Annotated in this window: 24 protein-coding genes; 9 read left to right on the forward strand and 15 right to left on the reverse strand. The window is 63.2% G+C overall.

Going from position 1 to position 25,797, the window contains the following annotated elements; genetic code table 11:
- Positions 1 to 183: 183 nt before the first annotated feature.
- The 6 genes from gyrB to dnaA form a co-directional block, all read right to left on the reverse strand.
- Positions 184 to 2,130, reverse strand: a complete 1,947-nt coding sequence (gene gyrB, locus H8S55_RS08265) for a DNA topoisomerase (ATP-hydrolyzing) subunit B (RefSeq protein WP_186878593.1) — start codon at positions 2,128 to 2,130, stop codon at positions 184 to 186.
- A gap of 172 nt (positions 2,131 to 2,302) precedes the next feature.
- Positions 2,303 to 2,566, reverse strand: a complete 264-nt coding sequence (gene remB, locus H8S55_RS08270) for an extracellular matrix regulator RemB (RefSeq protein WP_147563712.1) — start codon at positions 2,564 to 2,566, stop codon at positions 2,303 to 2,305.
- A gap of 12 nt (positions 2,567 to 2,578) precedes the next feature.
- On the reverse strand, positions 2,579 to 3,682 hold the full coding sequence (gene recF / locus H8S55_RS08275; protein WP_186878594.1) for a DNA replication/repair protein RecF: 1,104 nt from the start codon (positions 3,680 to 3,682) through the stop codon (positions 2,579 to 2,581).
- Positions 3,679 to 3,894 (reverse strand): RNA-binding S4 domain-containing protein, encoded by a 216-nt coding sequence (locus tag H8S55_RS08280; RefSeq protein WP_147563710.1) that lies wholly within the window; start codon positions 3,892 to 3,894, stop codon positions 3,679 to 3,681. Before H8S55_RS08280 ends, recF begins: the two co-directional genes overlap by 4 nt.
- A gap of 588 nt (positions 3,895 to 4,482) precedes the next feature.
- Positions 4,483 to 5,589 (reverse strand): DNA polymerase III subunit beta, encoded by a 1,107-nt coding sequence (dnaN, locus tag H8S55_RS08285; protein ID WP_186878595.1) that lies wholly within the window; start codon positions 5,587 to 5,589, stop codon positions 4,483 to 4,485.
- Between the two features lie 340 nt (positions 5,590 to 5,929).
- On the reverse strand, positions 5,930 to 7,243 hold the full coding sequence (gene dnaA, locus H8S55_RS08290) for a chromosomal replication initiator protein DnaA (RefSeq protein WP_186878596.1): 1,314 nt from the start codon (positions 7,241 to 7,243) through the stop codon (positions 5,930 to 5,932).
- Positions 7,244 to 7,798: 555 nt separating this feature from the next.
- On the opposite strand from dnaA, the gene rpmH reads away from it, so the two are divergent.
- The 9 genes from rpmH (at position 7,799) to H8S55_RS08335 (ending at position 16,731) form a co-directional block, all read left to right on the forward strand.
- A complete protein-coding gene (rpmH, locus tag H8S55_RS08295) occupies positions 7,799 to 7,933 on the forward strand; it encodes a 50S ribosomal protein L34 (protein ID WP_147563723.1) in 135 nt (44 codons plus the stop codon).
- A 222-nt stretch (positions 7,934 to 8,155) separates the two neighbouring features.
- Complete coding sequence (gene rnpA / locus H8S55_RS08300; RefSeq protein ID WP_186878597.1) at positions 8,156 to 8,557, forward strand: ribonuclease P protein component; 402 nt, start codon at positions 8,156 to 8,158, stop codon at positions 8,555 to 8,557.
- Entirely contained in the window at positions 8,557 to 8,775 is a 219-nt protein-coding gene (gene yidD, locus H8S55_RS08305) for a membrane protein insertion efficiency factor YidD (protein ID WP_147563722.1), read from the forward strand. The genes rnpA and yidD overlap by 1 nt, the downstream gene beginning before the upstream one ends.
- 46 nt (positions 8,776 to 8,821) lie before the next feature.
- Entirely contained in the window at positions 8,822 to 10,159 is a 1,338-nt protein-coding gene (locus H8S55_RS08310) for a YidC/Oxa1 family membrane protein insertase (RefSeq protein ID WP_366467667.1), read from the forward strand.
- A gap of 2 nt (positions 10,160 to 10,161) precedes the next feature.
- Positions 10,162 to 11,193, forward strand: coding sequence for an RNA-binding cell elongation regulator Jag/EloR (gene jag / locus H8S55_RS08315; protein WP_186878598.1), 1,032 nt, complete (start codon positions 10,162 to 10,164; stop codon positions 11,191 to 11,193).
- A gap of 73 nt (positions 11,194 to 11,266) precedes the next feature.
- The gene (locus H8S55_RS14350) at positions 11,267 to 12,577 is read left to right on the forward strand and encodes an aminotransferase class I/II-fold pyridoxal phosphate-dependent enzyme (RefSeq protein WP_186878599.1); all 1,311 of its coding nucleotides are present in this window, start codon (positions 11,267 to 11,269) and stop codon (positions 12,575 to 12,577) included.
- Between the two features lie 346 nt (positions 12,578 to 12,923).
- Entirely contained in the window at positions 12,924 to 13,835 is a 912-nt protein-coding gene (locus H8S55_RS08325) for a DNA polymerase III delta subunit-related protein (protein ID WP_186878600.1), read from the forward strand.
- Between the two features lie 92 nt (positions 13,836 to 13,927).
- Positions 13,928 to 15,274 (forward strand): PSP1 domain-containing protein, encoded by a 1,347-nt coding sequence (locus H8S55_RS08330; protein WP_186878601.1) that lies wholly within the window; start codon positions 13,928 to 13,930, stop codon positions 15,272 to 15,274.
- A gap of 512 nt (positions 15,275 to 15,786) precedes the next feature.
- Complete coding sequence (locus H8S55_RS08335) at positions 15,787 to 16,731, forward strand: AEC family transporter (RefSeq protein ID WP_186878602.1); 945 nt, start codon at positions 15,787 to 15,789, stop codon at positions 16,729 to 16,731.
- Positions 16,732 to 16,755: 24 nt separating this feature from the next.
- On the opposite strand, the gene H8S55_RS08340 is transcribed toward H8S55_RS08335, so the two are convergent.
- From H8S55_RS08340 to mscL, 9 genes are all read right to left on the reverse strand, one after another.
- Positions 16,756 to 17,043, reverse strand: coding sequence for a DUF4491 family protein (locus H8S55_RS08340; RefSeq protein ID WP_207721819.1), 288 nt, complete (start codon positions 17,041 to 17,043; stop codon positions 16,756 to 16,758).
- A complete protein-coding gene (locus H8S55_RS08345; protein ID WP_186878604.1) occupies positions 17,043 to 17,900 on the reverse strand; it encodes a fumarylacetoacetate hydrolase family protein in 858 nt (285 codons plus the stop codon). The genes H8S55_RS08340 and H8S55_RS08345 overlap by 1 nt, the downstream gene beginning before the upstream one ends.
- 870 nt (positions 17,901 to 18,770) lie before the next feature.
- Positions 18,771 to 20,576 carry an aspartate--tRNA ligase gene (gene aspS / locus H8S55_RS08350; RefSeq protein WP_186878605.1) on the reverse strand — a complete coding sequence of 602 codons (1,806 nt, stop codon included), beginning with the start codon at positions 20,574 to 20,576 and terminating at the stop codon, positions 18,771 to 18,773.
- Between the two features lie 94 nt (positions 20,577 to 20,670).
- Complete coding sequence (hisS, locus tag H8S55_RS08355) at positions 20,671 to 22,035, reverse strand: histidine--tRNA ligase (RefSeq protein ID WP_186878606.1); 1,365 nt, start codon at positions 22,033 to 22,035, stop codon at positions 20,671 to 20,673.
- Positions 22,036 to 22,878: 843 nt separating this feature from the next.
- The gene (locus tag H8S55_RS08360) at positions 22,879 to 23,295 is read right to left on the reverse strand and encodes a methylglyoxal synthase (RefSeq protein WP_147563852.1); all 417 of its coding nucleotides are present in this window, start codon (positions 23,293 to 23,295) and stop codon (positions 22,879 to 22,881) included.
- 44 nt (positions 23,296 to 23,339) lie between these two features.
- Complete coding sequence (locus H8S55_RS08365) at positions 23,340 to 24,074, reverse strand: nucleotide-binding protein (protein ID WP_186878607.1); 735 nt, start codon at positions 24,072 to 24,074, stop codon at positions 23,340 to 23,342.
- Between the two features lie 152 nt (positions 24,075 to 24,226).
- Positions 24,227 to 24,943 (reverse strand): 16S rRNA (guanine(527)-N(7))-methyltransferase RsmG, encoded by a 717-nt coding sequence (rsmG, locus tag H8S55_RS08370; protein ID WP_186878608.1) that lies wholly within the window; start codon positions 24,941 to 24,943, stop codon positions 24,227 to 24,229.
- 9 nt (positions 24,944 to 24,952) lie between these two features.
- On the reverse strand, positions 24,953 to 25,312 hold the full coding sequence (locus H8S55_RS08375) for a hypothetical protein (protein ID WP_186878609.1): 360 nt from the start codon (positions 25,310 to 25,312) through the stop codon (positions 24,953 to 24,955).
- Between the two features lie 24 nt (positions 25,313 to 25,336).
- Positions 25,337 to 25,744 carry a large-conductance mechanosensitive channel protein MscL gene (mscL, locus tag H8S55_RS08380; RefSeq protein ID WP_186878610.1) on the reverse strand — a complete coding sequence of 136 codons (408 nt, stop codon included), beginning with the start codon at positions 25,742 to 25,744 and terminating at the stop codon, positions 25,337 to 25,339.
- Between the last annotated feature and the right edge of the window lie 53 nt (positions 25,745 to 25,797).

The raw sequence follows: 25,797 nt of genomic DNA on the forward strand, positions 1-25,797 counted from the left end.
GCAGGCCGACGTGGCAATCCGTTCCCTGCGATGACAGAAATTTTGGTCTCTGTCTCTACCGAATCATTCATAAAATCAGCCATCTATCTGCGCCGTTCCGGCTGGTTCAGAACTGCAAGCCCTCGGCTTCCTGTCATTGCGAGGAGGCCGCAGGCCGACGTGGCAATCCGTTCCCCTTCGTCCTTAATAATCCAAATTCACCGCATATTTTGCATTCCGCTCGATGAACTCTTTTCTGGGCTCCACTTTTTCGCCCATCAGGATGTTGAAGGTGGCATCGGCGGCCACGGCGTCGGTGAGTTCGATGCGGCGCAGGGTGCGCTTTTCCGGGTCCATGGTGGTCTCCCACAGCTCGTGGGGGTTCATCTCGCCCAGGCCCTTAAAGCGGCTGATGTCGATCTTCACGTTGGGGTTTCCGCCCCGCATCTCGGCGGAGATCTGGTCCCGCTCCTCGTCGGAGAAGGCCACCCGGGTGGTCTTGCCCCGGGTGAGCTTATAGAGGGGGGGCACGGCGGAGTAGACATAGCCCTCCTCGATCAAAGGCCGCATAAAGCGGAAGAAGAAGGTGAGCAGCAGGGTGCGGATGTGGGCGCCGTCCACGTCGGCATCGGCCATGATGACCACCTTGTGATAGCGCAGCTTATCCAGGTCGAACTCCTCGCCGATGCCCGCGCCCAGGGCGGTGATGACGGGCTGGAGCTTGTCGTTGCCATAGACCTTGTCCGCCCGGGCCTTCTCCACGTTGAGCATCTTGCCCCACAGGGGGAGGATGGCCTGGAAGCGGGAGTCCCGGCCCTGGGTGGCCGAGCCGCCGGCGGAGTCGCCCTCGACGATATAGAGCTCGGTAAGCTCGGGGTTATTCTCGTTGCAGTCCCGCAGCTTGTCGGGCATGGCCGCGCCGCCCAGGGCGGTCTTGCGGCGGATGGACTCCCGGGCCTTGCGGGCGGCCTCCCGGGCCCGGTTGGCGGTGAGGGCCTTGTCCAGGATGGCGCGGCCCACGGCGGGGTTCTCCTCCAGATAGGTCTCCAGCTTTTCGCTGACGATGGCGTTGACCAGGGCCCGCATCTCGCTGTTGCCCAGCTTGGCCTTGGTCTGGCCCTCGAACTGGGCCTCGGTGAGCTTGACGGAGATGACCACGGTCAGGCCCTCCCGGCAGTCCTCGCCGGAGACCTTCTCGTCGTCCTTGAGCAGCTTGATCTTCCGGCCATAGGCGTTGAGCACGCTGGTCAGGGCCCGCTTAAAGCCCTCCTCGTGCATGCCGCCCTCGGGGGTATGCACGTTGTTGGCAAAGGAGACCATCACCTCGTTATACCCGTCGTTATACTGCATGGCCACCTCGGCCATGGAGTCCTCCCGGGAGCCGGACATGTAGATGACATCGCCGTGCAGGGCATCCTTATCCCGGTTGATCCAGGAGACGAACTCCCGGATGCCGCCCTCATAGCACATGTCGTCCTCCTGCTCCTGGCCGGGACGCAGGTCCACCGTCTGGATGCGCAGGCCGGCGTTTAAGAAGGCCTCCTCCCGCATACGGGTGTGCAGGGTCTCGTATTGATACTCCAGGGTCTCGAACATCTCCGGGTCGGGCTTGAAGGTGACGGTGGTGCCCGTGTGATTGGTCTGGCCCACGATCTTCATCTCCTGGGTGATCTTGCCCCGGGAGAACTTCATCTCGTAGATCTGCCCGTTTTTGTGGACCTGGACCTCCAGCCACTCGGACAGGGCGTTGACCACCGAGGCGCCCACGCCGTGCAGGCCGCCGGAGACCTTATAGCCCCCGCCGCCGAACTTGCCGCCGGCGTGCAGGATGGTAAAGACCACCTCCAGGGCGGGCTTGCCCGTCTGGGGCTGGATGTCCACGGGGATGCCCCGGCCGTTGTCGGTGACGGTGATGGTGTTGTCCGGGTTGATGGTCACAGTGATGTCGGTACAGTAGCCCGCCAGGGCCTCGTCGATGGAGTTGTCCACGATCTCATAGACCAGGTGGTGCAGGCCGGACTCGGACGTGGAGCCGATATACATGCCCGGACGCTTGCGGACGGCCTCCAGGCCCTCCAGCACCTGGATCTCCGACCCGCCATACTCGTGTTCCACCTGGGTGGAATTCAATTCGTTCAATTCTTCTGACATAACTACCTCCGGTAAATGATCTCGTGGAATGGTTGAGAGGGGAGGGGGAAGAGGACTTTTTGTCATTCCCGTAGGGGCGGATATTATCCGCCCCTACATTGGGTATCGATGGACCGCAATGACAATGATTGCTTCTTTCCTCTCCGCTCTCAACTTTCCTGGTTTCTATGTTCTACTCAAAGGAATTGCGCGCCGCCCGGCTGAGGAGGGTGGCGGAGGACAGCTGGGAGATATAGACGGTGGGCTTGCCGCCCTGTCCGCCCACCAGCACGAAGGACCTGGGCAGGTCGTCGCACACCCACACGGCCCGGCCCTCGGCCTCGGCCCGCTCCAAAAATTCCCGGGTCTTAAAGGCCCAGCTGGCGTTGTCCAGGTCGAAGATGCCTAGGATCTCCCGGTGGGGCACCACCACCGACTGGCCCAAGTGCAGATACACGGCGTTTCCTCCTCAGATCAGGCTTCCGCCCTGGACATGGAAGGCCTTGCCGCCCTCCAGCCCCTCTAATTTTTCCTCCTCGCAGCAGGTGATAAACACCTGGCCGCCCCGGATGCGGTTCAAAATAAATGCCTGGCGGCGACTGTCCAGCTCAGACAGCACGTCGTCCAGCAGCAGCACGGGCCACTCCTCCGTCTCCGCCTGGAAGATCTCCCGCTGGGCCAGCTTTAAAGACAGGGCGGCGGTGCGGGTCTGGCCCTGGGAGCCGTAGGTCTTGGCGGACAGGCCGTTGATGTCCACCAGCAGGTCGTCCTTGTGGGGGCCGGAGAGACACTGGCGGCTGTCCAGCTCCGCCTGTTTGTGCCGGGCCTGGTGGTCCAGCAGCAGGGGCAGCAGCTCTTTGGGCGATGCCAGGGGGTCCGGGATGTTGGACACGGTGGTATAGGTCAGGCTCAGCTCCTCCCCGCCGCCGGAGAAGTCCCGGTGGATGGGCGGGGCCGCCTCCTGCAGGCGCTTGACGAAGTGGGCCCGATAGTGGATGAGCAGCGCCCCCATCTGGGCCATGCGCAGGTCAAAGTCGTCCAGGGCGGACAGCAGGGAGGGGTGCTCGTTCCAGTCCCGCAGGATGCGGGTCTTGTGCTCATACAATCGGCCGTATTCCGCCAGGGCCTGGGCGTACCGGGGGCGGAGCTGACAGATGGCGCTGTCCAGAAACCGCCGCCGGGCGGCGGCCCCCTCCCGGATAAGATACAGGTCCTCCGGGCAGAACAGCACCGTGTTCAGCACCCCCGCCAGCTCCCCGGCGTTTTTCAGCCGGACCCCGTTGGAAAAGAGCTTTCTGGTGCGGCCCCGGGCCAGCTGGGCCTCCACCACAAAGGTGCGGCCCCGGCTTTCGATGGTCCCCCGGATATGGGCGGCGGTCCGGTCCATGCCGATCATCTCCCGGTCATACCGGGCCCGGTGGGACCGGGCGGAGGACAGATAGGCGATGGCCTCCAATAAATTGGTCTTGCCCTGGGCGTTGTCCCCGTAGATCAGGTTCACCTGGGGGTGAAACTCTGCCGCCAGCCGGTCATAGTTGCGGAAGCCCTCCAGCTCCAGGCTGCGGACGATCATTCCACCACCAGGGCGGTCTCGCCGTCGATGACGGCGGTGTCACCCGGACGCATCTTCTTGCCCCGCATGGTGCAGACTTCGCCGTTCACCGCCACCCGGCCCTCCTGGATGATGAGCTTGGCGTCGCCCCCCGTCTCCACCGCCCCGGCGAACTTTAAAAGGTCCTGGAGCTTGATGAATTCGGTGTGAATTTTAACGTGTTCAGTTTCCATAGCTGCCTCTTTCTGGTTGGGTTTTAGTTTCGCCTTCCCTCGGGGGAAGACATTGTGTAGGCGAATTTAGCCTTCCCCTGGGGGAAGGTGCCCCAGTGGGCACACTGGGGCGGATGAGGGGAACGCCGAAGGGTTTTGAGCGGTTGCAACGGAACGGATAGAGCCTTCCCCCTCCCAGGGGGCCGATTCCCCTTGTCAAGGGGAAATGTCCCGAAGGGACAAAAGGGATAGGGAAGGTGGTCCCGAAGGGACCGGATGAGGGTGGGTATCGTGGGATGCGGAGGCCATCGAACGGGCGGATGGGGACATCCGCCCCTACACAGGGTCACGATAGATTTCGTAGGGGCCGCTGTCCTCAGCGGCCCGTCGATAACGGCTGCACCCCCGTGGTCCCCCTCATCCGTCATGGCCTACGGCCATGCCACCTTCTCCCCTGCGGGGCGAAGGCTTTGGCCTGTATTTTCGGAGATACTCAAATGTCGATGGCGTTCCCCTCATCCGTCACGGCTGCGCCGTGCCACCTTCCCCCAGGGGAAGGCTTTTGCGATACGTTTTGTATAATTGATTTTACTTTTAACTTAAAGTTATTTAATTTGCCTTCAATCTCACGGGCAGGACCATATAGATGAAGTTCTCCTCGCCCTCTGCGGGAAGGATGACGCATGGGGCCACGCCGGAGGTGAACTCCAGACGGAGCTTCTCGGCGGGGGCGGCCTTCAGGGCATCCATGAGATATTTGTTGTTAAAGCCGATCTCCAGCTCCTGGCCGTCGCCGTCGATGGGGCACTGGTCGGCGGCATCGCCGATGGCGGTCTTGGTGGTGATGGACACCATGCCGCTGCCGAACACACAACGCAGGGGGGACTTGAGTTTCTCGCTGATGATGAGGGAGACGCGCTCGATGCTGCTGAGCAGGGCCCGGGCGCTGCACACCACGTGGATGGGGTTGTTCCGGGGGATGGCGCTTTTATAGGGGAGGAACTCCCCCTCCAGCCGGCGGCAGACCAGCACGATGTCCCCGGTCTGGAACAGGATGTGCCGGGCGCCCTGGATGACGGTGATGTCCTCCTCGCCGGAGCAGATCTTCTCCACCTCGCCCAGGGCGGAGCCGGGGACCACGAAGGAGAAGGCATCGGCCCCCTTCTTTTCGGTCACATTCTCCCGGCGCAGGGCCAGGCGGTAGCCGTCCACCGACACCACGGTGAGGCTGTCCCCCTCCACGTCGAAGAGGGAGCCGGTGTGTACCGGGCGGCTCTCGTTGTCGCTGACGGCAAACAGGGTCTGGCCGATCATAGAGCGCAGGGTGGGCTGGGGCAGGGTGAGGGCGTTCTGCTGGTCCACGGTGGGCAGCTCGGGGAACTCCTCCGGGTCGCTGCCCACAATATTGAACTCGGACAGGCCGCACTTGATGTTGACCATATAGCCCTCGGCGGAGAAGACCACCACGTCGTCGGCCATCTTGCGGACGATCTCGCCGAAGAGCCGGGCGGACAGGACCAGAGAGCCCCGCTGGGTGATCTCGGCGGGGACGGTGGCCTGGATGCCCGTCTCCAGATTATAGCCGGTGAGACGCAGCTGGCTGCCCGCCTCGATGAGGATACCCTCCATGGCAGGAATGGAACTTTTTGCGGCCACCGCCCTGGATGCCACGGATACCGCGGCGGAGAGCAGGGCCTTCTCGCAGGAGAATTTCATTGGGATGCCTCCAGTTTCTTTCTCTCCGCAACAAGAGGAGAGGATAGGATTATTTTAGTAACAATAGCCGTAGAGAAAAAAAGTGTGGAAAACCGGGGAAAGCCGTTGGGGGACGGGAGTTTGACCGTCCACAGGGGGTGTGGACAAAAAATTGGGCTTATCCACAGACGAAGAAACGGAAAAAAGTTTTCCACATCCGTCCACGAACAATCCACAAGCAAGTGTGGATAACTTTGGGGACGGAGAAAGAGAAAAAAGAGAGCAGACCGCCTGTTTTGCAGGAAATCCTGCTGAATACGGGTGTATAGAACGAATATTTATGCAAGTGTATTCATAAAGCTCATTCGTAGCGGATATTGATGTTGGCGGTGATGTCCTTGATGATCTCCGCCTTCTCCGGGTCGTTTTTGGACAGGTCCTCTATGCGCTCGATGGAGTGGAGCACAGTGGTGTGGTCCCGGCCCTCAAACTCCTTGCCGATCTCCTTCAGAGACAGGTTGGTCATCCGGCGGATGAGGTACATGGCGATCTGCCGGGCCATGGAGATGTCTTTGGCCCGGCCCTGGCCCTTGAGTACGACGGGCTCGATGTTATAGAACTTGCACACCTCGTCGATGATGACCTCTGCCGTGGGCACGATGTCGGATTTCTCCTTAAACATGTCTTTCACGGCCCGGACCACTGTCTCCTTGTCCACCAGGTCGCCCATCAGGTCCTGATAGGCCATGATCTTGTTCACGGTGCCCTCGATCTGCCGCACGTTGGCGGTGATGTTCTCGGCGATGAGCTGCAGCAGGAACTCGGGCAGCTCCACCCCCATGCGGATGGCCTTATTTTTAATGATGGCCATGCGGGTCTCATAGTCGGGGGGCTGGATGTCCGCCAGCAGGCCCCACTCGAACCGGGTCTTCAGCCGGTCCTCCAGGCGGAGCATCTCCTTGGGCGGGCGGTCAGAGGTAAAGACGATCTGCTTTTTCAGCTCGTACAGGGTATTGAAGGTGTGGAACATCTCCTCCTGGGTGGAGTCACGGCCGGCGATGAACTGCACGTCGTCCATGAGAAACACGTCCGCGCCCCGGTATTTCTCCCGGAATTCGGAGTTGCGCCCCTCCCGGATGGCCTGGATAAGCTCGTTGGTGAAGGTGTCGCCCTTGATGTAGACCACTTTATAGTCCGGGTGGTTGTTGTGGATGGTGTGGGCGATGGCGTAAAGCAGGTGGGTCTTGCCCAGGCCGGACTCGCCGTAGATGAACAGGGGGTTATAGCTGTGGCCCGGGTTGTCAGCCACCGCCCGGGCGGCGGCGTGGGCAAATTTGTTGGACGAGCCCACCACGAACCGCTCGAAGGTATACTCCTCCGTGCCGGGGAGAAAGCTGCTCTTGGCGGGCTGCTGATAGGTGTCCAGCTCGCCCTCGGTGAGGACCACCACGTCGAAGTCGGTGGAGAACAGCTCGTGGAGGGCTTTTTGGATGAAGGGGACATACCGGGTGGCGATGATGTCCCGTTTGAAGCGTGTGGGGGAGTAGAGGACGAAGCGGTCCTCCTCCAGGGCGACGGCGGTGGCGTCGTCGAACCAGGTGTGGATGGTGGTGGTGGTCATGTCGGGCTGCATCAGCTCCAGCACCTTGGCCCAGATGTCTGTGGCTAGGTTCATGGGGACCCTCCTTCACGGTTTTGAACTTGCGGGGTCTGTCCGGCCATAGCCGGGATGAATGATAAAGAGAAAAAGGAGAACGGGATCAGAGCGCGGAAAAGGCCTTGCCGGGGCCAAAAGGGCATAACCTTCAAAGCGCCTTTCCCCGGGAGAAGGAAAAGGCGTTGTAAAAGCTGCCGCTGAATGGGCCTGGAAAGCAGAATTTTTCTCCACCATTATAGCAGATGGCTGTGGACATCGCAATATTTTTTATATAAATGTGTGGAAAGACCTGTGGAAAAATTGTAGCTGCCGCGCCCTGCGGCTACAAGATGTGGTACACGGGACAAAAACAGAAAAAAATTTCCCCGGCGGGGCGAAAAATACGGTTGACAGGGCCGCCGCTCATCGTCTATAATGAACCTTGCGTTCTGGGCAAAGGAGGGGTTCTTGTACCCTTTTCCGGCGACAAAGCGCCGGCCAGTCTGGCCGATTCCATGCAGACCGCAGCCCCATAAAACGGGCTGTTGTTGGGCCGGGAGAGCCGGCTTGAAATCTGATGAGGAGGTGTCCCCCATGCTTCGTACCTATCAGCCCAAGAAGCGCCAGCGTTCCAAGGAGCACGGCTTCCGCAAGCGTATGGCCACCAAGAACGGCCGCAAGGTGCTGGCCCGCCGCCGCGCCAAGGGCCGCGCCCGTCTGTCTTACTAAAGACGCCGGGGTCTCCCGACGGCATCGGTAACGCAGGACAAGGATCGGATCGTTTTTGCGATACGACGAGAGGACACAGCTGCCATAAAGCCAATAGATCGCGCAGAAGGGGCGTGGGAGTATTCCCCCGCCCCATGTGTGCATTCCAAAGCTTTTTGGTGCAGCTTCAGTACAGGGGAGGCCGCAGGCATCCCCCCGTTTGGTTTTTAGGAGGCAGTTTTCATGCAGCATACGGTTTCGCTCAAGCAAAACCACGAGTTTCGCCGCCTGTACAACCGGGGGAAGAGTGCGGTGTCCCCCTATTTTGCCATCTATTGCCGCAAGACGGGCCGGGACTACAGCCGCCTGGGGATCACCACCGGGGTAAAGCTGGGCAACGCCGTCAAGCGCAACTTTGTCCGCCGCCGCATCCGCGCCCTCTACCGCACCAACGAGGCGGGGCTGCAGCCGGGGTACGACATTGTGGTGGTGGCCCGCACCCGGGCCATCTTCGGCCGCTATGCCGACCTGGAGCGCAGCTTCCGCCAGCTCACCCGCAAGCTGGGACTGACCCTTGGCGCGCCTGCCCCCGCTCCCGCCCCGAAACAGAGGGCGAAGGAGAACAAAGAGGCGGACAAGCCGTGATCAAGTCTCTGCTGCTGTGGCTCATCCGATTCTATCGGCGCAACCTATCCCCCCTGCGCCCCCCCTGCTGCCGCTTTATCCCCACCTGCTCCCAGTACGCCCTGGAGGCCGTGGAGAAATACGGCGCGGGAAAAGGGGGCTGGCTGGCATTGCGGAGAGTTCTGCGGTGCCATCCCTTCCACCGGCAGAGGTCTGTTCAATATGACCCCGTGCCCTGAACAGGCCGCGGCGCTGCCCCCATTTTAAACTTGTGGAGGTTTCAACGTGCAATACATTCTAATGCCATTTTCCTGGCTGCTGCTGTTTTTCTATCATGTTCTGAACAGCTACGGCCTGGCCCTGATCCTGTTCGCCGTTGTCATCAAGGTCATTTTGTTCCCCGTGACCCTGAAGGGCAAGAAGAGCATGATCCAGACCACCATGATCTCCGGTAAGATGCAGCAGCTGCAAAAGCAGTACGGCAAGGACCGGGAGCGCTATAATCTGGAGCTGCAGAAGCTCTATGAGCGGGAGCATGTCAATCCCATGGGCGGCTGCCTGTGGTCCATGATCCCCCTGGTGCTGCTCATTGCCCTGTACGCCATCATCCGGGAGCCCCTGATCAATCTGATGGGCGTGCCCAAGGACATGATCGCCACCGTGGCCGACATCACCGGCATCGCCAACAGCGGCGCCTATCCCCAGATCTACATGGCCGAGGCCATGAACGACCCCGCCATTCTCCAGAGCGTGCAGAAGGCCCTGGGCGAGGCCGGTTCTAAAGTCTTTGCCATGGATTTCAGCTTCCTGGGCATCAACCTGGCCAGCGTGCCCACCTGGAAGTTCTGGACCAACGGCTTTGGCTGGGGCAGCATCGGCCTGACCATCCTGCCCCTGGTGTCCACCGTCATCTCCTTCCTGTCCATGAAGGTGAGCATGGACACCAATAAGATCAACAACAACCAGCCCCAGAACGACCAGATGGAGCGCACCAACAAGACCATGCTGTGGACCATGCCCCTCATGTCTCTGTGGATCGGCTTCACCGTGCCCGCCGGCCTGTCCATCTACTGGATCGCCCAGTATCTGGTGAACATGGTCCAGGAGCTCATCTGTGCCAAACTGCTGAAAAAGGACTACGAGGCCGCCCGGGTCGCCGCTGAGGAGCAGGCCCGCCAGGCCAAGGAGGACGAGAAGCGCCGCAAGGAGGAGGCCCGCCTGGAGCGCGCCCGCCGGGCCGAGGAGGAGAAGAAGAACAAGAAAAAGAAGCTCCCCAAGCCCGTGAGCGCCGAGCCCGGCGTGGACCCCAACGACAGCAAGGAGGGCATCCGCGCCCACGCCCGGGGCCGCAGCTATATCCCCGACCGCTATGAGGCCACCGAGTACACCGACCCCAATGCCCTGCTGGGTCAGCTGTTTATGACCAAGAAGGAGCGCAAGGCCGCCGAGAAGGCCCAGCAGGAGGCCAAGAAGGCCCAGGCCGAGGAGCAGCCCGAGCCCAAGTCTGAGACCGCCGCCCCTGAGGCCCAGGAGCCCGTCCAGGCCCCCGTTCCCGAAGAGACCGCCGCCCCTGAGCAGTCCGCCCAGCAGCCGGAGCAGGAGCAGCAGAAGGAGGAGAACTGACCATGGTGAAATGGATCGAGACCACCGGACGGTCTGAGGAGGATGCCATCTCCGCCGCCCTGTTCCAGCTGGGACTGGAGCGGGATGATGTGTCCATCGAAGTCATCGAGCGGGCCAAGTCCGGTTTCCTGGGCTTCGGCGGCAACCCCGCCAAGGTCCGCGTCAGCTACGAGGTGGACCAGGAGGGCGGCAGCCCCAAGCCCATGAAGGACCCCTTCCAGGAGCTGCGGGATGTGGCCCGGCCCTCCGCCCCCAAGAAGGAGGAGAAAAAGCCCGAGGTCAAAAAGCCCCAGGCACCCAAGCCCCAGCCCGTCCGGGCCCCCAAGGCCGAGGAGAAGGCCGCCCCCAAGGCGCAGGAGGAGACACCCGCCCAGCCTGTGGAGGAGGAGACCATCCTCACCGCCAAGACGGCCTGGAAGCCCGCCTCTAAGTCCGCCCGGCCCCAGCGCCGGGAGCAGCGCCGCCCTCGCCCCGCCCAGAACCAGCTGCAGGAGGGGGACGAGGTGCTCATCGGCGGGGAGAAGCCCGTCCATGTCCACAAGGAGGTCACCCTGACCCCCGCCAGCGCCAACGACGAGAAGGCCCAGAAGATCGGCACCTTCCTCACCGGCCTGCTGGAGCGGCTGGAGGTGGAGGCCACCCCCGAGATCTTTGCCGCTGACGACGGCGGCTATCAGATCGTCCTCCAGGGCCAGAACCTGGGCGCCATCATCGGCCGCCGGGGGGAGACTCTGGATGCCATCCAGCAGCTGACCAACTATGCCGTCAACCACGGCCAGTCCAAGCGGGTGCGTATCCACGTGGATGCCGAGGGCTATCGGGCCAAGCGGGAGGAGTCCCTCCAGCGCCTGGCAGTGAAAGTGGCCGGAAAAGTGGTCAAGTATCGCAAGAACATGACCCTGGAGGCCATGAACGCCTACGAGCGCCACGTCATCCACACCGCCCTGCAGGACTACCCCAACGTGACCACCTACTCCACCGGCGTGGAGCCCAACCGCCGCACCGTGGTGGCCTACGCCCCGGGGCAGAAGTAAAAATTTGATTCTGCGAGGCTTTTGGCGGCGGGAGGAACTTCCTCCCGCCGCCTTTTTGTCAGGAGGTTTCATCATGTCCACGCCCCTTTATGACGCCCTGAAAGACTATGCCGCCCGGCGGACGGCCCGGTTCCACATGCCCGGCCACAAGGGCCGCTGGCTGCCCCTGCCGGAGCTGGTCCCCCTGGCCCCTCTGGACGTGACCGAGATCCCGGGAACGGGGAACCTGTACGAGGCGGGGGAGCCGTTCGACTCTGCCCAGGCCCTGTGGGCCCAGGTCTTCGGCTTTGACCACTGCCAGTTCCTCACCGGCGGCTCCACCATGGGGGTGCTCACCGGGCTGACCCTGTTCTGCCCCCCGGGCAGCCGGGTGCTGCTGGACCGGGGCTGCCACCGCTCCGCCTTCAACGCCCTGGCCCTGCTGGACTTAGATCCCGTCTATCTCCCCCGGCCCTGGCTGGCGGAGGAAAATCTGGTGGGCCCCTTCGGGCCGGAGCAGGTGGAGGCGGCCCTGAAAAAAGCCCCGGAGATCAAAACGATATGTATAACGTCACCCACATATGCCGGAGCGTTGTCGGATATTCCCGCCATCGCCCAAGTGGCTCACGCCCACGGGGCCCGGCTGCTGGTGGACGGAGCCCATGGAGCCCACCTGCCCTTTTTGGGGATCGACGCCTTTGCCGGAGCGGACGGGGTGGTGGTCTCCGCCCACAAGACCCTGCCCGCCATGGGCCAGTCCGCCCTGCTTTTTACCCGGGGAGTGGACCCGGAGCTGGTCCGCCGCCGGGCCAGCCTGTACGGCAGCTCCAGCCCCTCCTATCCCATGATGGCCAGCCTGGACGCGGCCCGGGATTGGATGCTGGGGCCGGGGCGGCAGGAGTATGAACGGGCAGCCCGACGGGTAGCCGGGCTCCGCCGCCGCTTTCCCAGCGTGGGGGATCGTTTGCCTTGGGACCCCGCCCGGCTCACCGTGAAGGTGAAAAACGGCCCCGCCTTTGCCCGGGCGCTGGAGGGAATGGGCATCTATCCCGAGATGGAGGACGGGGGGCATGTGGTGTTCATCTGCTCGGCCCAGGACCGGGAGGAGGATCTGGACCGGCTGGAGGGGGCGCTATCGGCCCTGGAGGGGGAGATGGGTCCCTGTCCGCCCCTGCCTGCACCCCCCGCCCCGGAGCGGGTGCTCTCCCCCAGACAGGCCCTGTTCGCCCCCGTGGAGACCCTGCCTTTAGCCGACTGTCTGGGCCGGGTGGCCGCCGGACAGCTGGCCCCCTATCCCCCCGGCATCCCCGTGGTGGCCCCGGGGGAGCGGATCGGGAAAAAAGAACTTTCTTATTTCGCCCAAATAGGGTATAATAGCCCCAACGTGGCCGTGGTGAAAGCGTAACGGCATGTTTTCTGTCATTGCGAGGAGGGGCAAAGCCCCGACGCGGCAATCCGTATCTTCGTCCAACAGCCTCCCTTGTCAAAGGGAGGTGGCACGGGCGCAGCCCGTGACGGAAGGATTCCGACTACCAGAAAGCTGACCTAAGAAAGGAATCCCTCAGTCAGCTTCGCTGCCAGCTAGCCCTATCCCTTTTGTCCCTTCGGGACATTTCCCCTTGGTAAGGGGAATCGGCCTTTGACAAGGGGGCCAAGGGACGGGGGTTACGGATTCCCACGTCGCTTACGCTCCTCGGAATGACAAACGATAGAAGCATTTCTAAAATTCTAAGAGAAACAGGGGTGAGACCATGGACTTTCCTGCTTTGGCGGGGAACGGGCGCTTAAAGCAGCAGCTGTCCCAGCGGGAGGAGGGCCGGGGCCTCTCCCACGCCTATCTCATCGCCGGGCCAAAAGGCTCCGGGCGGCACACCCTGGCCACGGAGCTCTCTGCCGCCATGGTCTGCACCGCACCGGCGGGACAGCGCCCCTGCCATAGGTGCCCGCCCTGCAAAAAGGTGCTCGCCGGCGTACACCCAGACGTGAATATGATTTCCGGCGGGGAGAAACCCATCGCCGTGGACCAGGTGCGCTCCCTCCGCTCCGATGCCTACGTCCGCCCCAACGAGGGGCAGCGGAAGGTCTATGTGCTGGAGGGGGCCGACCAGATGAACGCCTCCGCCCAGAACGCCATGCTCAAGCTGCTGGAGGAGGGGCCGGACTACGCCGCCTTTCTGCTGCTGGCGGAAAACGGCTCCGGCGTGCTGGAGACGGTGCGCTCCCGGTGCGAGGAGCTGGAGCTCTCCCCCGTGCCCCTGGCCGACTGCCGCAGGTATCTCGCCGTCCGCTTCCCGGGAAAAACGGAGGAGGAGCGGGAACAGGCCGCTTTCAGCTGTCAGGGCGTGCTGGGCCGGGCGGTGGCCCTGCTGGAGGGTAGCAGCACCCCGGAATGGCAAAGCGCCGTAGAGACGCTGGCAGAGGCCATAGAGCGGGGCGGCGAGCTGGAGCTGTTCCAGGCCTCCATGGCCCTGGACCGGAAAGATAGCCTGCTGCCCATGCTGGAGGCCCTGGAGGAAAATTTAGGCCGCCGGTGCGTGGCGGCCTCAGACCGCCGCCGGCTGGTGAAGGGCATGGAGCTTGTGGCCGCCCTGCGCCGGGCAGCCAAACTCAACGCCAACCCGGGCCAGCTGGCCGGGTGGCTGTGCGCAGGGATGTTTTCCTGAACGAACCGCACCGGAAAAAGGGGGCTCCGGCCCCGATCCGGCAGATTTTCAATCGATATTTTGTTTTTAAGATCGGACCAAAGGAGAAGGCAATGGTAGAGATCATCAGCGTCCGCTTTAAAGAGGGCGGCAAGCAGTATTATTTCAATCCCGACGGCCAGCAGTTCCAGGTGGGGGACGGGGTCATTGTAGACACCACCCGGGGCACGGAATACGGCCTGTGTACCCACGGAAATTCCATGATCGACGAGATCGAGCTGATGGCCCCCCTGCGCCCGGTGGTGCGCAAGGCCACCCAGGAGGACAAGCTGACCCTGGAGCGGAACAAGGAGAAGGAGAAAAAGGCCTTCGCCATCTGCCAGGAGAAGATCGCCCAGCACGGGCTGGACATGAAGCTGGTGGAGGCGGAGTATAGCTTCGAGGGGAACAAGGTCCTGTTCTTCTTCACCTCCGACGGGCGGGTGGACTTCCGGGCCCTGGTGAAGGATCTGGCCGGGACCATCCACGCCCGCATCGAGCTGCGGCAGATCGGCGTGCGGGACGAGGCCCGGATGCTGGGCGGCCTGGGCATCTGCGGCCGGCCCTTCTGCTGCGCCCAGTTTTTGGACGAGTTCCAGCCCGTGTCCATCAAAATGGCCAAGACCCAGAACCTGTCGCTGAACCCCACCAAAATTTCCGGGGCCTGCGGGCGGCTGATGTGCTGCCTGAAGTATGAGCAGGATGCCTACGAGGATCTGGTCAAGCACGCCCCCAAGCAGGAATCCTTTGTAGAGACCCCCGACGGGGCGGGCACCGTGTCCAGCGTGAACCTGCTGCGGCAGACGGTGCAGGTCCGGCTGGACAGCGCCCCCGAAAGCCCCAAGTGCTATCACAACTGCGAGCTGTGCGTCATCCGCAGCGGCAAGGGCAAGCGGCCTGACGACTATGTCCAGCCTCCGTTAGAGGAGCTGGCCAAGCTCCGCCGTTCCGCCGAGGAGGACCAGGCCAAGAAGGAAGTCGACGCCCTCACCGTGGCCCTGGAGAACGCCTTCCCAGGCCGTCCGGCCAAGGAGCTGCGTCAGCCGGAGCCCGCCCCCGACCAGGGGGAGGAACGCCCCGCCAAGCCCCGGCGCAGCCGTCCCCGCCGCCCCCGCCCCCAGGGGGAGGACCAGGCCCAGAGTCAGGATAAGAACCAGGGCCAGCCCCGTCAGGACCAGCGGCCTCCCCGCCAGGAGCCGTCCGGCGAGGGCAAAAAGCCCGAGTTCCGCCGCCGCCCGCCCCGCCGCCCCCAGGAGGGCAGCGGCGAGCCCCGGCAGCAGCCTTTCCAGCAGGAGCGGAGAGAGAATCAGCCCGGCCCCGACCGGGAGGGGGGTGCCAACCGCCCCCGCCGCCGCCGCCGCCGTCCCGGCCGGGGCAATGGCCCCGCCGGAGCCCCCGGAGGAAAGCCGGGGGAGGAGTAAGCGGAAGGCCCTCTCCGCCCCCTGCGGGGGCACCTCCCCCAAAGGGGGAGGCAAGTGAGAACCGCTATCGAGAATGCGCCCGTGGCTCCCCCGGCGGGCCGCTGAGGACAGCGGCCCCTACGGACAAGGTTCGTCGCATTCCGTAGGGGCGGATGTCCCCATCCGCCCGTCCCCACGTCCCAAGCCTTCCCCTGGGGGAAGGTGGCACGGCGTTAGCCGTGACGGATGAGGGGAAGGCCGAAGGGCTGTGAGCCCTCGCATCAGAACGAATATAGCCTTCCCCACGCAGGGGGGAAGGTGGCATGGGCGTAAGCCCATGACGGATGAGGGGGACCCCCATGGATGCATCCGCCCCCGGCGGGCCGCTGGGGACAGCGGCCCCTGCGGACGAGGTCCGTCGCATTCCGTAGGGGCGGATGTCCCCATCCGCCCGGAACGCTTTGTACGCCGACGGCGGGCGGCCACAGGCCGCCCGCTGTTTTTGTAAAACTGGAAAAGAGAGAAGGGTCCCGATGGCGGAATTTTTCAATGCGGTGTCCGCCGTGTTTTTGTTGTTTTCCCTGATGGCCGTGGGCTATTTTCTGGGCGTGTCCGGCTGGATGGGCGGCGGGGAGAAGAAGTTCCTCAGCCGCTTTGTAGTGAACATCGCCGTGCCCTGCAACTGTCTGGTGGGTCTGCTGAACAATCTCAAGCACGAGGACCTGGCCCGGGCGGGGCAGATGATGGTGTTCACCGTGGGGGGCATCGTGCTCACCCTGGCGCTGAGCGCCCTGGCGGCCACCCTGCTGCAGCTGCCCCGGTCCCGGTGGGGCGTGTTCGTGCCCATGGCGGGGCTGTCCAACGTGCTGTTTGTGGGGCTGCCCCTGTGTACCCAGCTGTTTGGGGAGGTGTGCGTCCCCTATGTGATGGTCTATTACCTGTCCAACACCATCTTCACCCAGTCTCTGGCCGTGGTGCTCATCGAGCGGGCGGGCAGCCAGCCGGGGAAGGGGGGCAGCCTGGCTCACCGGATGCTGGACATGCTGCGCAAGCCCCCCATCGTGGGCATGGCCGTGTCCATTGTGCTGCTGGTGCTGGGGCTGCGCCCGCCGGAGCTGGTGATGCGCTTTGCCAGCCAGATCAGCGGCAGCGTCACCCCCCTGGCCCTCATCTACTGCGGCTATATCGTCTATGAGGTGGGGCTGAAAAACCTGCGCTTTCTCCGGGGCATGCCGACAATGCTGATCATCCGGCTTATCATCTCCCCTTTGATCTGCGCAGCGTTCTGCACGCTGGGGGGCGTGTCCGGCCTTGCCATGCGGGTGTTCATCGTGGAGTCCGCCCTGCCCGTGGTCAGCCAGATCACGGTGATGGCCGGGGCCTATGGGGCCGACGAGGAGTATGCCGCCACCGGGGCCTGCCTGTCCATGCTGGGCTGCTTTCTCACCATCCCGGTGCTGATGCTGATCCTGTCTTAACGCAAAAAATCGGCGTGAGTGTTCTCACGTCGATTTTTTGCGCTCTTTTTTTGGAAACCAGCCCCGGGCTACCCGCTTTTCCTGTTCCTTCAGCTCCAGAATGCTCCACAGGCAACTCATCCCTGCCACGCCCAGGGCGGCGGAGGGGATGGTCTGCCGGACGAAGAGAGAAGCAGCCAGCAGGGCCAGTCCGGCCAGGAGGAAGGCGGGCCAGCACCGGCTGGAGAAGTGGTATTCACTCCAGATGACGATGGGGTGGAACAGACCGATGAGGGCAAAGGCGATGCCCCCGATGATCACGCCGTCCAGCATCACACGAAGGTGTTTTCCAGGGTGCCGATGCTCTGGATGGTCACGGACACCCGGTCCCCGGGCTTGAGCCAGTCCTTCCGGTCGGCGGGGTAGCCCTGCATGACCCCCTGGGGGGTGCCGGTGAAGATCAGGTCCCCGGGCATCAGGGTGAAGTGGCGGGACAGGTCGGCGATGATCTGCGCCACGGAGAAGATCATGTCTCCGGTGTTGGAGCTCTGCCGGGTCTGGCCGTTCACCTGGCTGGAGATGTCCAGGGCGGTGGGGTCCAGCTCCCTGGCGGGGACCAGGCAGGGGCCGATGGGGGCAAAGCCGTCGAAGGTCTTGGACAGCAGCCACTGGCCGCCCCGGGCAAACTGCAGGTCCCGGGTGGACAGGTCGTCGCCGCAGGTATAGCCGTAGACATAGTCCAGGGCCTCGTCCACGGAAACGTCCCGGGCGGGGCGGCCCATGACGGCCACCAGCTCCGCCTCATAGTCATACTCCTTATAGTCGGGCAGCAGCTTCACGGCCTCCCCGTGGGCGGCCAGGGCATTGGAGAACTTGCAGAAGGGCACGGGAGCCGGGGGCAGGGGCAGACCGCACTCCTTGGCGTGCCGGCGATAGTTCAGGCCGATGCACAGGATGCGCCCGGTCTGGGTGACCACCGGGGCCAGAGGGGCGCTGGTAAAGCACCGGGCGGCTTCCGCCAGGGGAGCGAGCTGAGAGAGCCCCTCGTCCCCCAGGGCGATGGCCTGGGCCATGTCCGCCGGAGCGGACACCCCCCGCCGGGCGGCCTCCGCCTGCACGTCCACGATGCCCTGGGGGGTCTGAAGGCCAAGGGCGGGAGTGCTGTCGTGCCAAAATTGAACCAGTTTCATAAGTAACACCTCGGTGAGTGATGAGTTAGGAGTTAGGAGTTAGGAGGGATGAGTTAGGAGTTGGCCTTTTCCCCTGGGGGAAGGTGCCCCAGTGGGCACACTGGGGCGGATGAGGGGAATGCCGAAGAGTTTTGAGAGGTTGCGTGGGAACGTATTTAGCCTTCCCCCTGCCAGGGGGAAGGTGGCCCGAAGGGCCGGATGAGGGTGAATTTCGTTGGGTGCAATGGCCATCGAACGGGCGGATGGGGACATCCGCCCCTACGCCGGGTTACGATAGATTTCGTAGGGGCCGCTGTCCCCAGCGGCCCGTCGATAACGGGTGCACCCCCGCAAATCCCCCTCATCCGGCATGGCCTGCGGCCATGCCACCTTCTCCCCTGCGGGGCGAAGGCTATAACCGCTCTGTCGGGAGCGCTCAAATGTCGATGGCCTTCCCCTCATCCGTCACGGCTAACGCCGTGCCACCTTCCCCCAGGGGAAGGCGGAGGGGCAGTGTCGAAGGCGTGTTCTTGGCTCCCCCTTTGGGGGAGCTGGCACGGCGAAGCCGTGACTGAGAGGGCGGGCGGCTAATAGCCGCCCCTACGCAGGGTTACGATAGATTTCGTAGGGGCCGCTGTCCCCAGCGGCCCGTCGATAACGGGTGCACCCCCGCAAATCCCCCTCATCCGGCATGGCCTGCGGCCATGCCACCTTCTCCCCTGCGGGGCGAAGGCTATAGCTGTTCCGTCGGGAGCGCTCAAATGTCGATGGCGTTCCCCTCATCCGTCACGGCTGCGCCGTGCCACCTTCCCCCAGGGGAAGGCGTTGTGCGGGCGAAAAAATACCGGAGCGGGACGGTCCCGCCCCGGCGAATGGGGTCTGTTTTTGAACTTACTGCTCGGCCTCGGGGTCGCTCTGCTCCATGCGGGTGACGGCGATGGACAGGTCGTCCAGCTGCTTGTCGTCCACCACGTCGGGGCAGGCCATCATCAGGTCAGAGGCGTTCTGCACCTTGGGGAAGGCGATGACATCCCGGATGGAGGGGGCACCGGCCATAAGCATGCACAGCCGGTCCAGGCCATAGGCCAGGCCGCCGTGGGGGGGCGCGCCGAACTTGAAGGCGTTGACCAGGTGGCCAAAGCGCTCCTGAATGTCCTCCTCGCTGATGCCCAGGGCCTGGAAGGCCTTCTCCTGCATCTCGGGGGTGTTGATGCGGATGGAGCCGCCGCCCAGCTCCACGCCGTTGAGCACGATGTCATAGGCACGGGCACGGCAGTTGGCCTTGTCGGTGAGGATCTTGTCCTCGTCCTCCACCATGGGGGCGGTGAAGGGGTGGTGCATGGCCATGTAGCGGTTCTCCTCCTCGGACCACTCGAACATGGGGAACTCGGTGACCCACAGGAAGCGGAAGTCCTTGGGGTCCAGAATGTCCAGCTGCTTGGCGATCTCGCAGCGCAGGGCGCCCAGGGCGGCCCACACCACGGTGTTCTTCTCGTCGCCCACGATGAGGACCAGATCCCCGTCCTTGGCGCCGGCCCGCTCCAGAATGGCGGCGTTCTCCTCCTCGGTGAGGAACTTGGCATAGGAGGAGGTGGTGCTGCCCTCGTGCAGGCGGGTCCAGGCCAGGCCCTTGGCCTTGTAGGTCTTGACGAACTCGCCCAGCTTGTCGATCTTCTTCCGGGGGAAGGCAGCTGCGCCGCCCTGGATGTTAATGAGGCGCACGCTGCCGCCGGCGGCCACGGGGCCGGAGAAGACCTTGAAACCGCAGTCCTTCACAAGGTCGCTGATGTCCTTCAGCTCAAAGCCGAAGCGCAGGTCGGGCTTGTCAGAGCCGAAGCGGTCCATGGCCTCCCGCCAGGGCATCCGCTGGAAGGGGGTCTGCACGTCCACGTCCAGGACCTCTTTGAACACCCGCTTGAGGAAGCCCTCCTGGATGGTCATGATCTCGTCCTCGTTGAGGAAGGACATCTCCAGGTCGATCTGGGTGAACTCGGGCTGACGGTCGGCCCGCAGGTCCTCGTCCCGGAAGCACCGGGCGATCTGGAAATAGCGGTCGAAGCCGGAGAGCATCAGCAGCTGCTTATACTGCTGGGGGGACTGGGGCAGGGCATAGAACTTGCCGGGGTGGACACGGCTGGGCACCAGATAGTCCCGGGCCCCCTCGGGGGTGGACTTGGTGAGGATGGGGGTCTCGATCTCTAAAAAGCCGTTCTCGTCGAAGTAGTCCCGGGCGATCTTGGTGATCTTGTGACGGGTGGCGATGGCCTGCTGCATCTCCGGGCGGCGCAGGTCCAGATAGCGGTATTTCAGGCGCAGCATGTCGTTGGCCTTGGAGTGCTCCACGATCTCAAAGGGAGGGGTGTCCGCCTTGGCCAGCAGGCGCAGCTGGGTGACATAGACCTCGATGTCGCCGGTGGCGATCTTGTCGGTCTTGGACTCGCGCTCCCGCACCAGGCCGGTGGCGGCCACCACATACTCCGAGCGCAGGGAGGCGGCCTTGTCGAAGATGTCCTTGGCAGTGCTGTCGTCAAAGGACAGCTGGACCAGGCCGGTGCGGTCCCGCAGGTCCACAAAGATCAGACCGCCCAGGTCCCGCTGCCGCTGGACCCAGCCGCACAGGGACACGGTCTTGCCTGCGTCGGCCAGACGCAGGTCGCCGCAGTAGTGGCTGCGGTGGAAATTCTGAAGATTATCCATGAAATTTCAACTCCGAATCGTATTATTAAGTGGATATATAACATAGAGTCAAGAAAATCCCCGCCCCATCCGGGGGATGGGGCGGCGGATGAACTTACTCCTTGTCAACGATGGGGGTGCCCTGGTTCAGCAGCTCCAGGCCGGCCTGGATGAGATTGACGGCCTCGTCGGGGGAGACCTTTACCTGTTCGCCGGTGCGCATGTTCTTTACGGCGGCCACGCCGGAGGCGATCTCCTCCTCGCCCAGGAAGATCACATAGGGGACGCCCAGCTTGTCGGCATAGGACATCTTCTGCTTGAATTTCTTCTGCTCGCCATACAGCTGGGTGCGCACCCCGGCGCTGCGCAGCTGGGTGGCCAGGGCGATGGCGGCGCTCAGGTCCTCGGTCATGGGCAGGATGAGCGCGTCGGCGGGGGCGGTGTTCAGCTGGTCGTTGAGATAGCCCTGGTCCTCCAGCACGAAGAACAGGCGGGTCAGGCCGATGGAGATGCCCACGCCGGGCAGCTTTTTGTCGGTGTAGTACTCGGCCAGGTTGTCAAACCGTCCGCCGGAGCAGATGGAGCCGATCTCCGGGTGATCCAGCATCGTCGTCTCATACACGGTGCCGGTGTAGTAGTCCAGGCCCCGGGCGATGGTCAGGTCCACCTTGAAGTGGTCCTCGGGCACGCCGAAGGCGGCCAGATAGCGGGCCACGGTGGTCAGCTCGTCCAGGCCCTCGTCAAACAGGGGGTGACGGCCGCGGTAGCCCTCCAGGGCCTGAAGGACCTCTGCGTTGGAGCCGTCGATGGCGATAAAGCGCATGATCTCTCCGGCCTGCTCGGCGTTCAGGCCGATCTCCTCGGCCATCAGCAGCTCCTTCACCTGGGCTGCGCCGATCTTGTCCAGCTTGTCCACGGTGCGCATGATGGCCCCGGACTCGTGGGTCAGGTCCAGCATGGCATAAAAGCCGTTGAGGATCTTTCGGTTGTTCACCCGGATCTGGAAGCGCTTCAGGCCCAGAGCGGTGAAGGTGCGGTAGATGATGGCGGGGATCTCGGCGTCGTTGGAGATGTCCAGCTTGCCGTCGCCGATGATGTCGATATCAGCCTGATAGAACTCCCGGAAGCGGCCCCGCTGGGCCCGCTCGCCCCGGTATACCTTGCCGATCTGGAAGCGGCGGAAGGGGAAGGCCAGCTGACCGCTGTACTGGGCCACATACTTGGCCAGGGGAACGGTCAGGTCAAAGCGCAGGGACAGGTCGGAGTCGCCCTTCTGAAAGCGGTAGATCTGCTTCTCCGTCTCGCCGCCGCCCTTGGCCAGCAGAACCTCGCTGGCCTCGATGATGGGGGTATCCAGGGGGGTGAAGCCGTACAGGGAGTAGGACTCGCGCAGAACGGCCATCATGCGGTCGAACTGGATCTGGCGGGCGGGCATCAATTCCATAAAGCCGGACAGGGTCCGGGGCTGAACCTTACTCATAAGTCAAAAATCCTTTCTGTCATGAAGTTGTATTTTGGTGTTTTTCCCGTGGGCACAATGGGCCCGGCATTACAATGATCCTTCCCTGGGGGGAAGGTGGTGCTTGTGATACTGGCCGTATCCCCGGCGGGCATGGGGAAGCTTTTGGGGCCGGAACATCAAAAACAGCTCCTTTCAGAATGGATGTGGACGGGGAAGAGGTAAAAAAATGCGCTCTACGTCCCCCTGGATTGGGACGAGAGCGAAAACCGCTTCGTGGTGCCACCCAATTTCAGACGCAGAATGCGTCCCTTTGGCCCTTTTTGTGCGGAAGGGAAAAACCGCACCTGTCTCCAGGTCCGCTGCTGGCGCTGTCTTGGGCGGCTCCTTCCCCTGCGGCCCTCTCAACCAAGGGGCCGCTCTCTGTCGGGGGGTGTTTCGCTTACTCATGCGCCGTCATTGCGGTGGATGGTGGTATCCTAACTCGAAATGAGAAAAAAGTCAAGGGAATCAGGGCAAAAAGTGACTTTAATACAGTAGATTATAAATTGAAAGCAGAGGAAACGGGCGGACACGGAGGTCCGCCCCTACAAGAGAGATCGAAAACACGCCGTAGGGGCGGACCTCCGTGTCCGCCCGCCGTTGGCGCAACAGTTACCGCGGGCGGCCAAAGGCTGCCCCTACGGTGGGGGATGTTGACATTTTACCACACGGTCCGGCAATGATACCTGTAGGGGCGGATATTATCCGCCCGCCGTTAACAGACCAGGTATCACGGGCGGATGATATCCGCCCCTACACAGGGTGCATTAAATGTCTGTAGGGGCGGCCTTTGGCCGCCCGGACGATCCGCAAAAGCTCAGCTTACAGCGCAAAGGGCACCCGGTTGGGGTTCATGACCTCCCGCCAGTCCAGGTCGCCCCGGGCCAGGCCGTGGATGAGCAGCTCGGCAGTGGCCACGTTGGTGGCCATAGGCACGGAGTGCTGGTCGCACAGGCGGGAGATATACAGCACGTCCTTGTCCATCTCGTTGTCCAGGGGGGAGTTGAAGAACAGGACCATGTCGATCTCGTTATAGATGATGCGCTGGCCAATCTGCTCGATGCCCCCGTGCTCGTGGGACAGGAACAGGTGGACGGGCAGGCCGGTGGCATCGGCTACCATCCGCCCAGTGGCGTTGGTGGCGCAGACGGAATGCTTGGACAGCACCCCGCAGTAGGCGGTACAGAACTGCACCATCAGGTCTTGTTTTTTTGTGTGGCTCATAATGGCGATATTCATGGTGGCGAAACCTCCTTGATCGTGATAGACGGCGTGATGCGGGGTCAGCGGATGCGCATGATGGGGATACGGCGGCCCATCAGCCGCCAGGCGATGTTCCGGCAGGCCATGGCCGCACCCTTGCGGCCCTGGCTGGTGAGGGGGATGCCCCGGTTGGCACACAGCATGACCTGGGCGTCCTCGGGGATGACCCCGATCAGAGGCAGGCCGGCGGTGTTCATGGCATCGTCGATGGTGGTGCGCAGCTTGCGCAGCAGCTTGGGCTGGATGCGGTTCATCACCAGGTGGACCTGGGGCAGCCAGTCCAGCTCGGCCACCACCCGCTGGGCGTCCCGCAGGGAGGAGGCGTCGTTGGTGGCCACGACTAAGGCCCGGTCCGCCCCGCACACGGCATATTGAAAGCCGGGCCCCAGACCGGCGGGGGCGTCGATGAGGACGTAGTCATACAGCGTCCGGGCGGCGGAGAGCATGGAGCGCACCCGATAGGGGCTAAGACTGGGGGGGAGGGCCATGGGGGCGGTGAGGAGCGACAGCTCCTTCAGGTCCGGGTGGTGCACGGCAGCCCGGGACAGGGTGCATCGGCCCAGGGCCACATCGGCAAAGTCCATCAGGGCCCGGTCGCTCAGACCCAGGGAGATGTCCAGATTCCGCAGACCGATGTCCATGTCGATACACAGTACCCGCTGCCCGGCCATGGCCAGGGCGGCGGCTACGCCGCCGGTGACGGAGGTTTTGCCCGTGCCTCCCTTCCCGGAAGCCACGGCGATGACGATACCCATGAAAAACCTCCTATCACACCACTTAAAAGTGTATCACAAATCTGTTTTGCGTCAATGGTTTTGGGACAAAAATTTGTCGAATGCCGGGGGAAAGGCGAAAAGTCCGTGGAACTTTCCACAAAAAAGAGGAGAAATGTGGACAAAATCCCCCGTTACAGAGGGGCCTTTTGGATCTTGGCCCACCGGCGGGGGTAGCCCTTTAACGTGGAGGCCACTTTTTCCACAATGACCAGCCGGTGTGTGACCTCTGTGCCGGGGATGGCGTAGTCCTTCACATCCCGCACCCGGCCCCCCAGCAGCTTGATGGCGTGGGCGGCCTGGTCCAGCTCCTGGTCGCTGTCCACCGACTTCATGGCCAGGAAGCGGCCCCCCACCTTGACAAAGGGCAGGCACAGCTCCGCCAACAGCCGCAGGTCGGCTACGGCACGGGCGGTGACCAGGTCGAAGGAGTCCCGCATGGACTTGTCCAGGGCCCTTTCCTCCGCCCGGCCCTGGATGGCCCGGACACCGGTCAGCTCCAGCTGGGCGGAGACCTCGTTCAGCCAGTCCACCCGCTTGTTCAGGCTGTCCAGCAATGTCACATCCAACTGGGGCAGCAGGATCTTCAGGGGCAGGCCGGGAAAGCCCGCCCCGGTGCCCACGTCCAGCAGGGTGCGGGCCTGAGAGAAGTCGGTGCAGGGGAGCAGGGCGGCGCAGTCCAGCATGTGCAGCCGGGCCACCCCCGCCTCGTCCCGAATGGCGGTGAGGTTCATCACCTGGTTTTTTTCCAGCAGCAGGCGGCCGTATTCCGCCAGCTTTTCTGCGGCATCAGGAGGGACGGAGCCGGTCAGCCCCAGGGCCTCCAGGCCGGAGGAGATCAGTTCTTTCATAGTATAACCTCAAAAATTGCTCATCAGACCCAAAAGGCCGATGGGCAGGGTGAAGGCGGCCAGACAGAAGCACAGCAGGCTCAGTCCAAAGGCCAGCCCCCGGCGGGGGTGGCCGGTGGAGCGCCAGCTGACCAGGATCAGCGCCCCCAGGCCAATGAGCCCGGGCACGGTGAGCAGGGGGGCCAGGTTGCCCAGCATTCTGCCGGTGTAAAAATAGAAGGTGGCCAGACACAGCAGGATGACCATATACACGATGCCGATCCAGGCCATGGTGCGCTTCACCGGGGAGGCGGGGATATACTCCGGCTGCTCCTCCCGGTGGTCAGGCTGCTGGTTGGGGTCGGGTCGGGTTTGATTGGGTTTGGCCATAGGGCCTCCTTTCCGGCGGGCGGCTTACTTGTTCTGCTCCTTCAGCAGGTCACGGATCTCGGTGAGCAGCTTCTCCTCGGCGGAGGGCTCGGGGGGAGGGGTCTCCGCCTCCTTCTTCTTGGCCAGGGCGGCGGCCTTGTCGTGGAAGGTGTTGATGCCCTTGATCATGGTGAACACCACCAGGGCCATGATGAGGAAGTTCAGAATGGCGTTGATGAAGTTGCCGTAGGTGATCACTGCCCCGCCCACGGTGACGGACAGGTCGGCAAAGGACACCTCGCTGGTGAAGATGCCCAGGATGGGCATGATGATGTCGGCGGTAAGGGAGTCGGCGATGGCCTTGAATGCGCCGCCGATGATCACGCCGACGGCCATGTCCATCACATTGCCCCGCGCGATGAAGGTCTTGAACTCGTTGATAAACTTTTTCATAGCAGGGATCATCTCCAATCAAAACATTGTTTTTCGCACGGAAAAAACAGGGA

It is taken from the genome of Flintibacter faecis, assembly GCF_014287875.1.
Lineage (GTDB): Bacteria > Bacillota > Clostridia > Oscillospirales > Oscillospiraceae > Lawsonibacter > Lawsonibacter faecis_A.

What these genes read in the sequence shown, in the direction of transcription:
- hisS (WP_186878606.1), bottom strand. Translation starts at nt 22,035, where the DNA reads ATGAGTAAGGTTCAGCCCCGGACCCTGTCCGGCTTTATGGAATTGATG.
- recF (WP_186878594.1), bottom strand. Translation starts at nt 3,682, where the DNA reads ATGATCGTCCGCAGCCTGGAGCTGGAGGGCTTCCGCAACTATGACCGG.
- dnaN (WP_186878595.1), bottom strand. Translation starts at nt 5,589, where the DNA reads ATGAAATTCTCCTGCGAGAAGGCCCTGCTCTCCGCCGCGGTATCCGTG.
- gyrB (WP_186878593.1), bottom strand. Translation starts at nt 2,130, where the DNA reads ATGTCAGAAGAATTGAACGAATTGAATTCCACCCAGGTGGAACACGAG.
- H8S55_RS08345 (WP_186878604.1), bottom strand. Translation starts at nt 17,900, where the DNA reads ATGAAACTGGTTCAATTTTGGCACGACAGCACTCCCGCCCTTGGCCTT.
- H8S55_RS08330 (WP_186878601.1), top strand. Translation starts at nt 13,928, where the DNA reads ATGGTAGAGATCATCAGCGTCCGCTTTAAAGAGGGCGGCAAGCAGTAT.
- dnaA (WP_186878596.1), bottom strand. Translation starts at nt 7,243, where the DNA reads ATGAACCTAGCCACAGACATCTGGGCCAAGGTGCTGGAGCTGATGCAG.
- mscL (WP_186878610.1), bottom strand. Translation starts at nt 25,744, where the DNA reads ATGAAAAAGTTTATCAACGAGTTCAAGACCTTCATCGCGCGGGGCAAT.
- H8S55_RS08335 (WP_186878602.1), top strand. Translation starts at nt 15,787, where the DNA reads ATGGCGGAATTTTTCAATGCGGTGTCCGCCGTGTTTTTGTTGTTTTCC.
- aspS (WP_186878605.1), bottom strand. Translation starts at nt 20,576, where the DNA reads ATGGATAATCTTCAGAATTTCCACCGCAGCCACTACTGCGGCGACCTG.
- H8S55_RS14350 (WP_186878599.1), top strand. Translation starts at nt 11,267, where the DNA reads ATGTCCACGCCCCTTTATGACGCCCTGAAAGACTATGCCGCCCGGCGG.
- rpmH (WP_147563723.1), top strand. Translation starts at nt 7,799, where the DNA reads ATGCTTCGTACCTATCAGCCCAAGAAGCGCCAGCGTTCCAAGGAGCAC.
- H8S55_RS08280 (WP_147563710.1), bottom strand. Translation starts at nt 3,894, where the DNA reads ATGGAAACTGAACACGTTAAAATTCACACCGAATTCATCAAGCTCCAG.
- H8S55_RS08360 (WP_147563852.1), bottom strand. Translation starts at nt 23,295, where the DNA reads ATGAATATCGCCATTATGAGCCACACAAAAAAACAAGACCTGATGGTG.
- jag (WP_186878598.1), top strand. Translation starts at nt 10,162, where the DNA reads ATGGTGAAATGGATCGAGACCACCGGACGGTCTGAGGAGGATGCCATC.
- H8S55_RS08340 (WP_207721819.1), bottom strand. Translation starts at nt 17,043, where the DNA reads ATGCTGGACGGCGTGATCATCGGGGGCATCGCCTTTGCCCTCATCGGT.
- rsmG (WP_186878608.1), bottom strand. Translation starts at nt 24,943, where the DNA reads ATGAAAGAACTGATCTCCTCCGGCCTGGAGGCCCTGGGGCTGACCGGC.
- H8S55_RS08375 (WP_186878609.1), bottom strand. Translation starts at nt 25,312, where the DNA reads ATGGCCAAACCCAATCAAACCCGACCCGACCCCAACCAGCAGCCTGAC.
- H8S55_RS08365 (WP_186878607.1), bottom strand. Translation starts at nt 24,074, where the DNA reads ATGGGTATCGTCATCGCCGTGGCTTCCGGGAAGGGAGGCACGGGCAAA.
- rnpA (WP_186878597.1), top strand. Translation starts at nt 8,156, where the DNA reads ATGCAGCATACGGTTTCGCTCAAGCAAAACCACGAGTTTCGCCGCCTG.
- H8S55_RS08325 (WP_186878600.1), top strand. Translation starts at nt 12,924, where the DNA reads ATGGACTTTCCTGCTTTGGCGGGGAACGGGCGCTTAAAGCAGCAGCTG.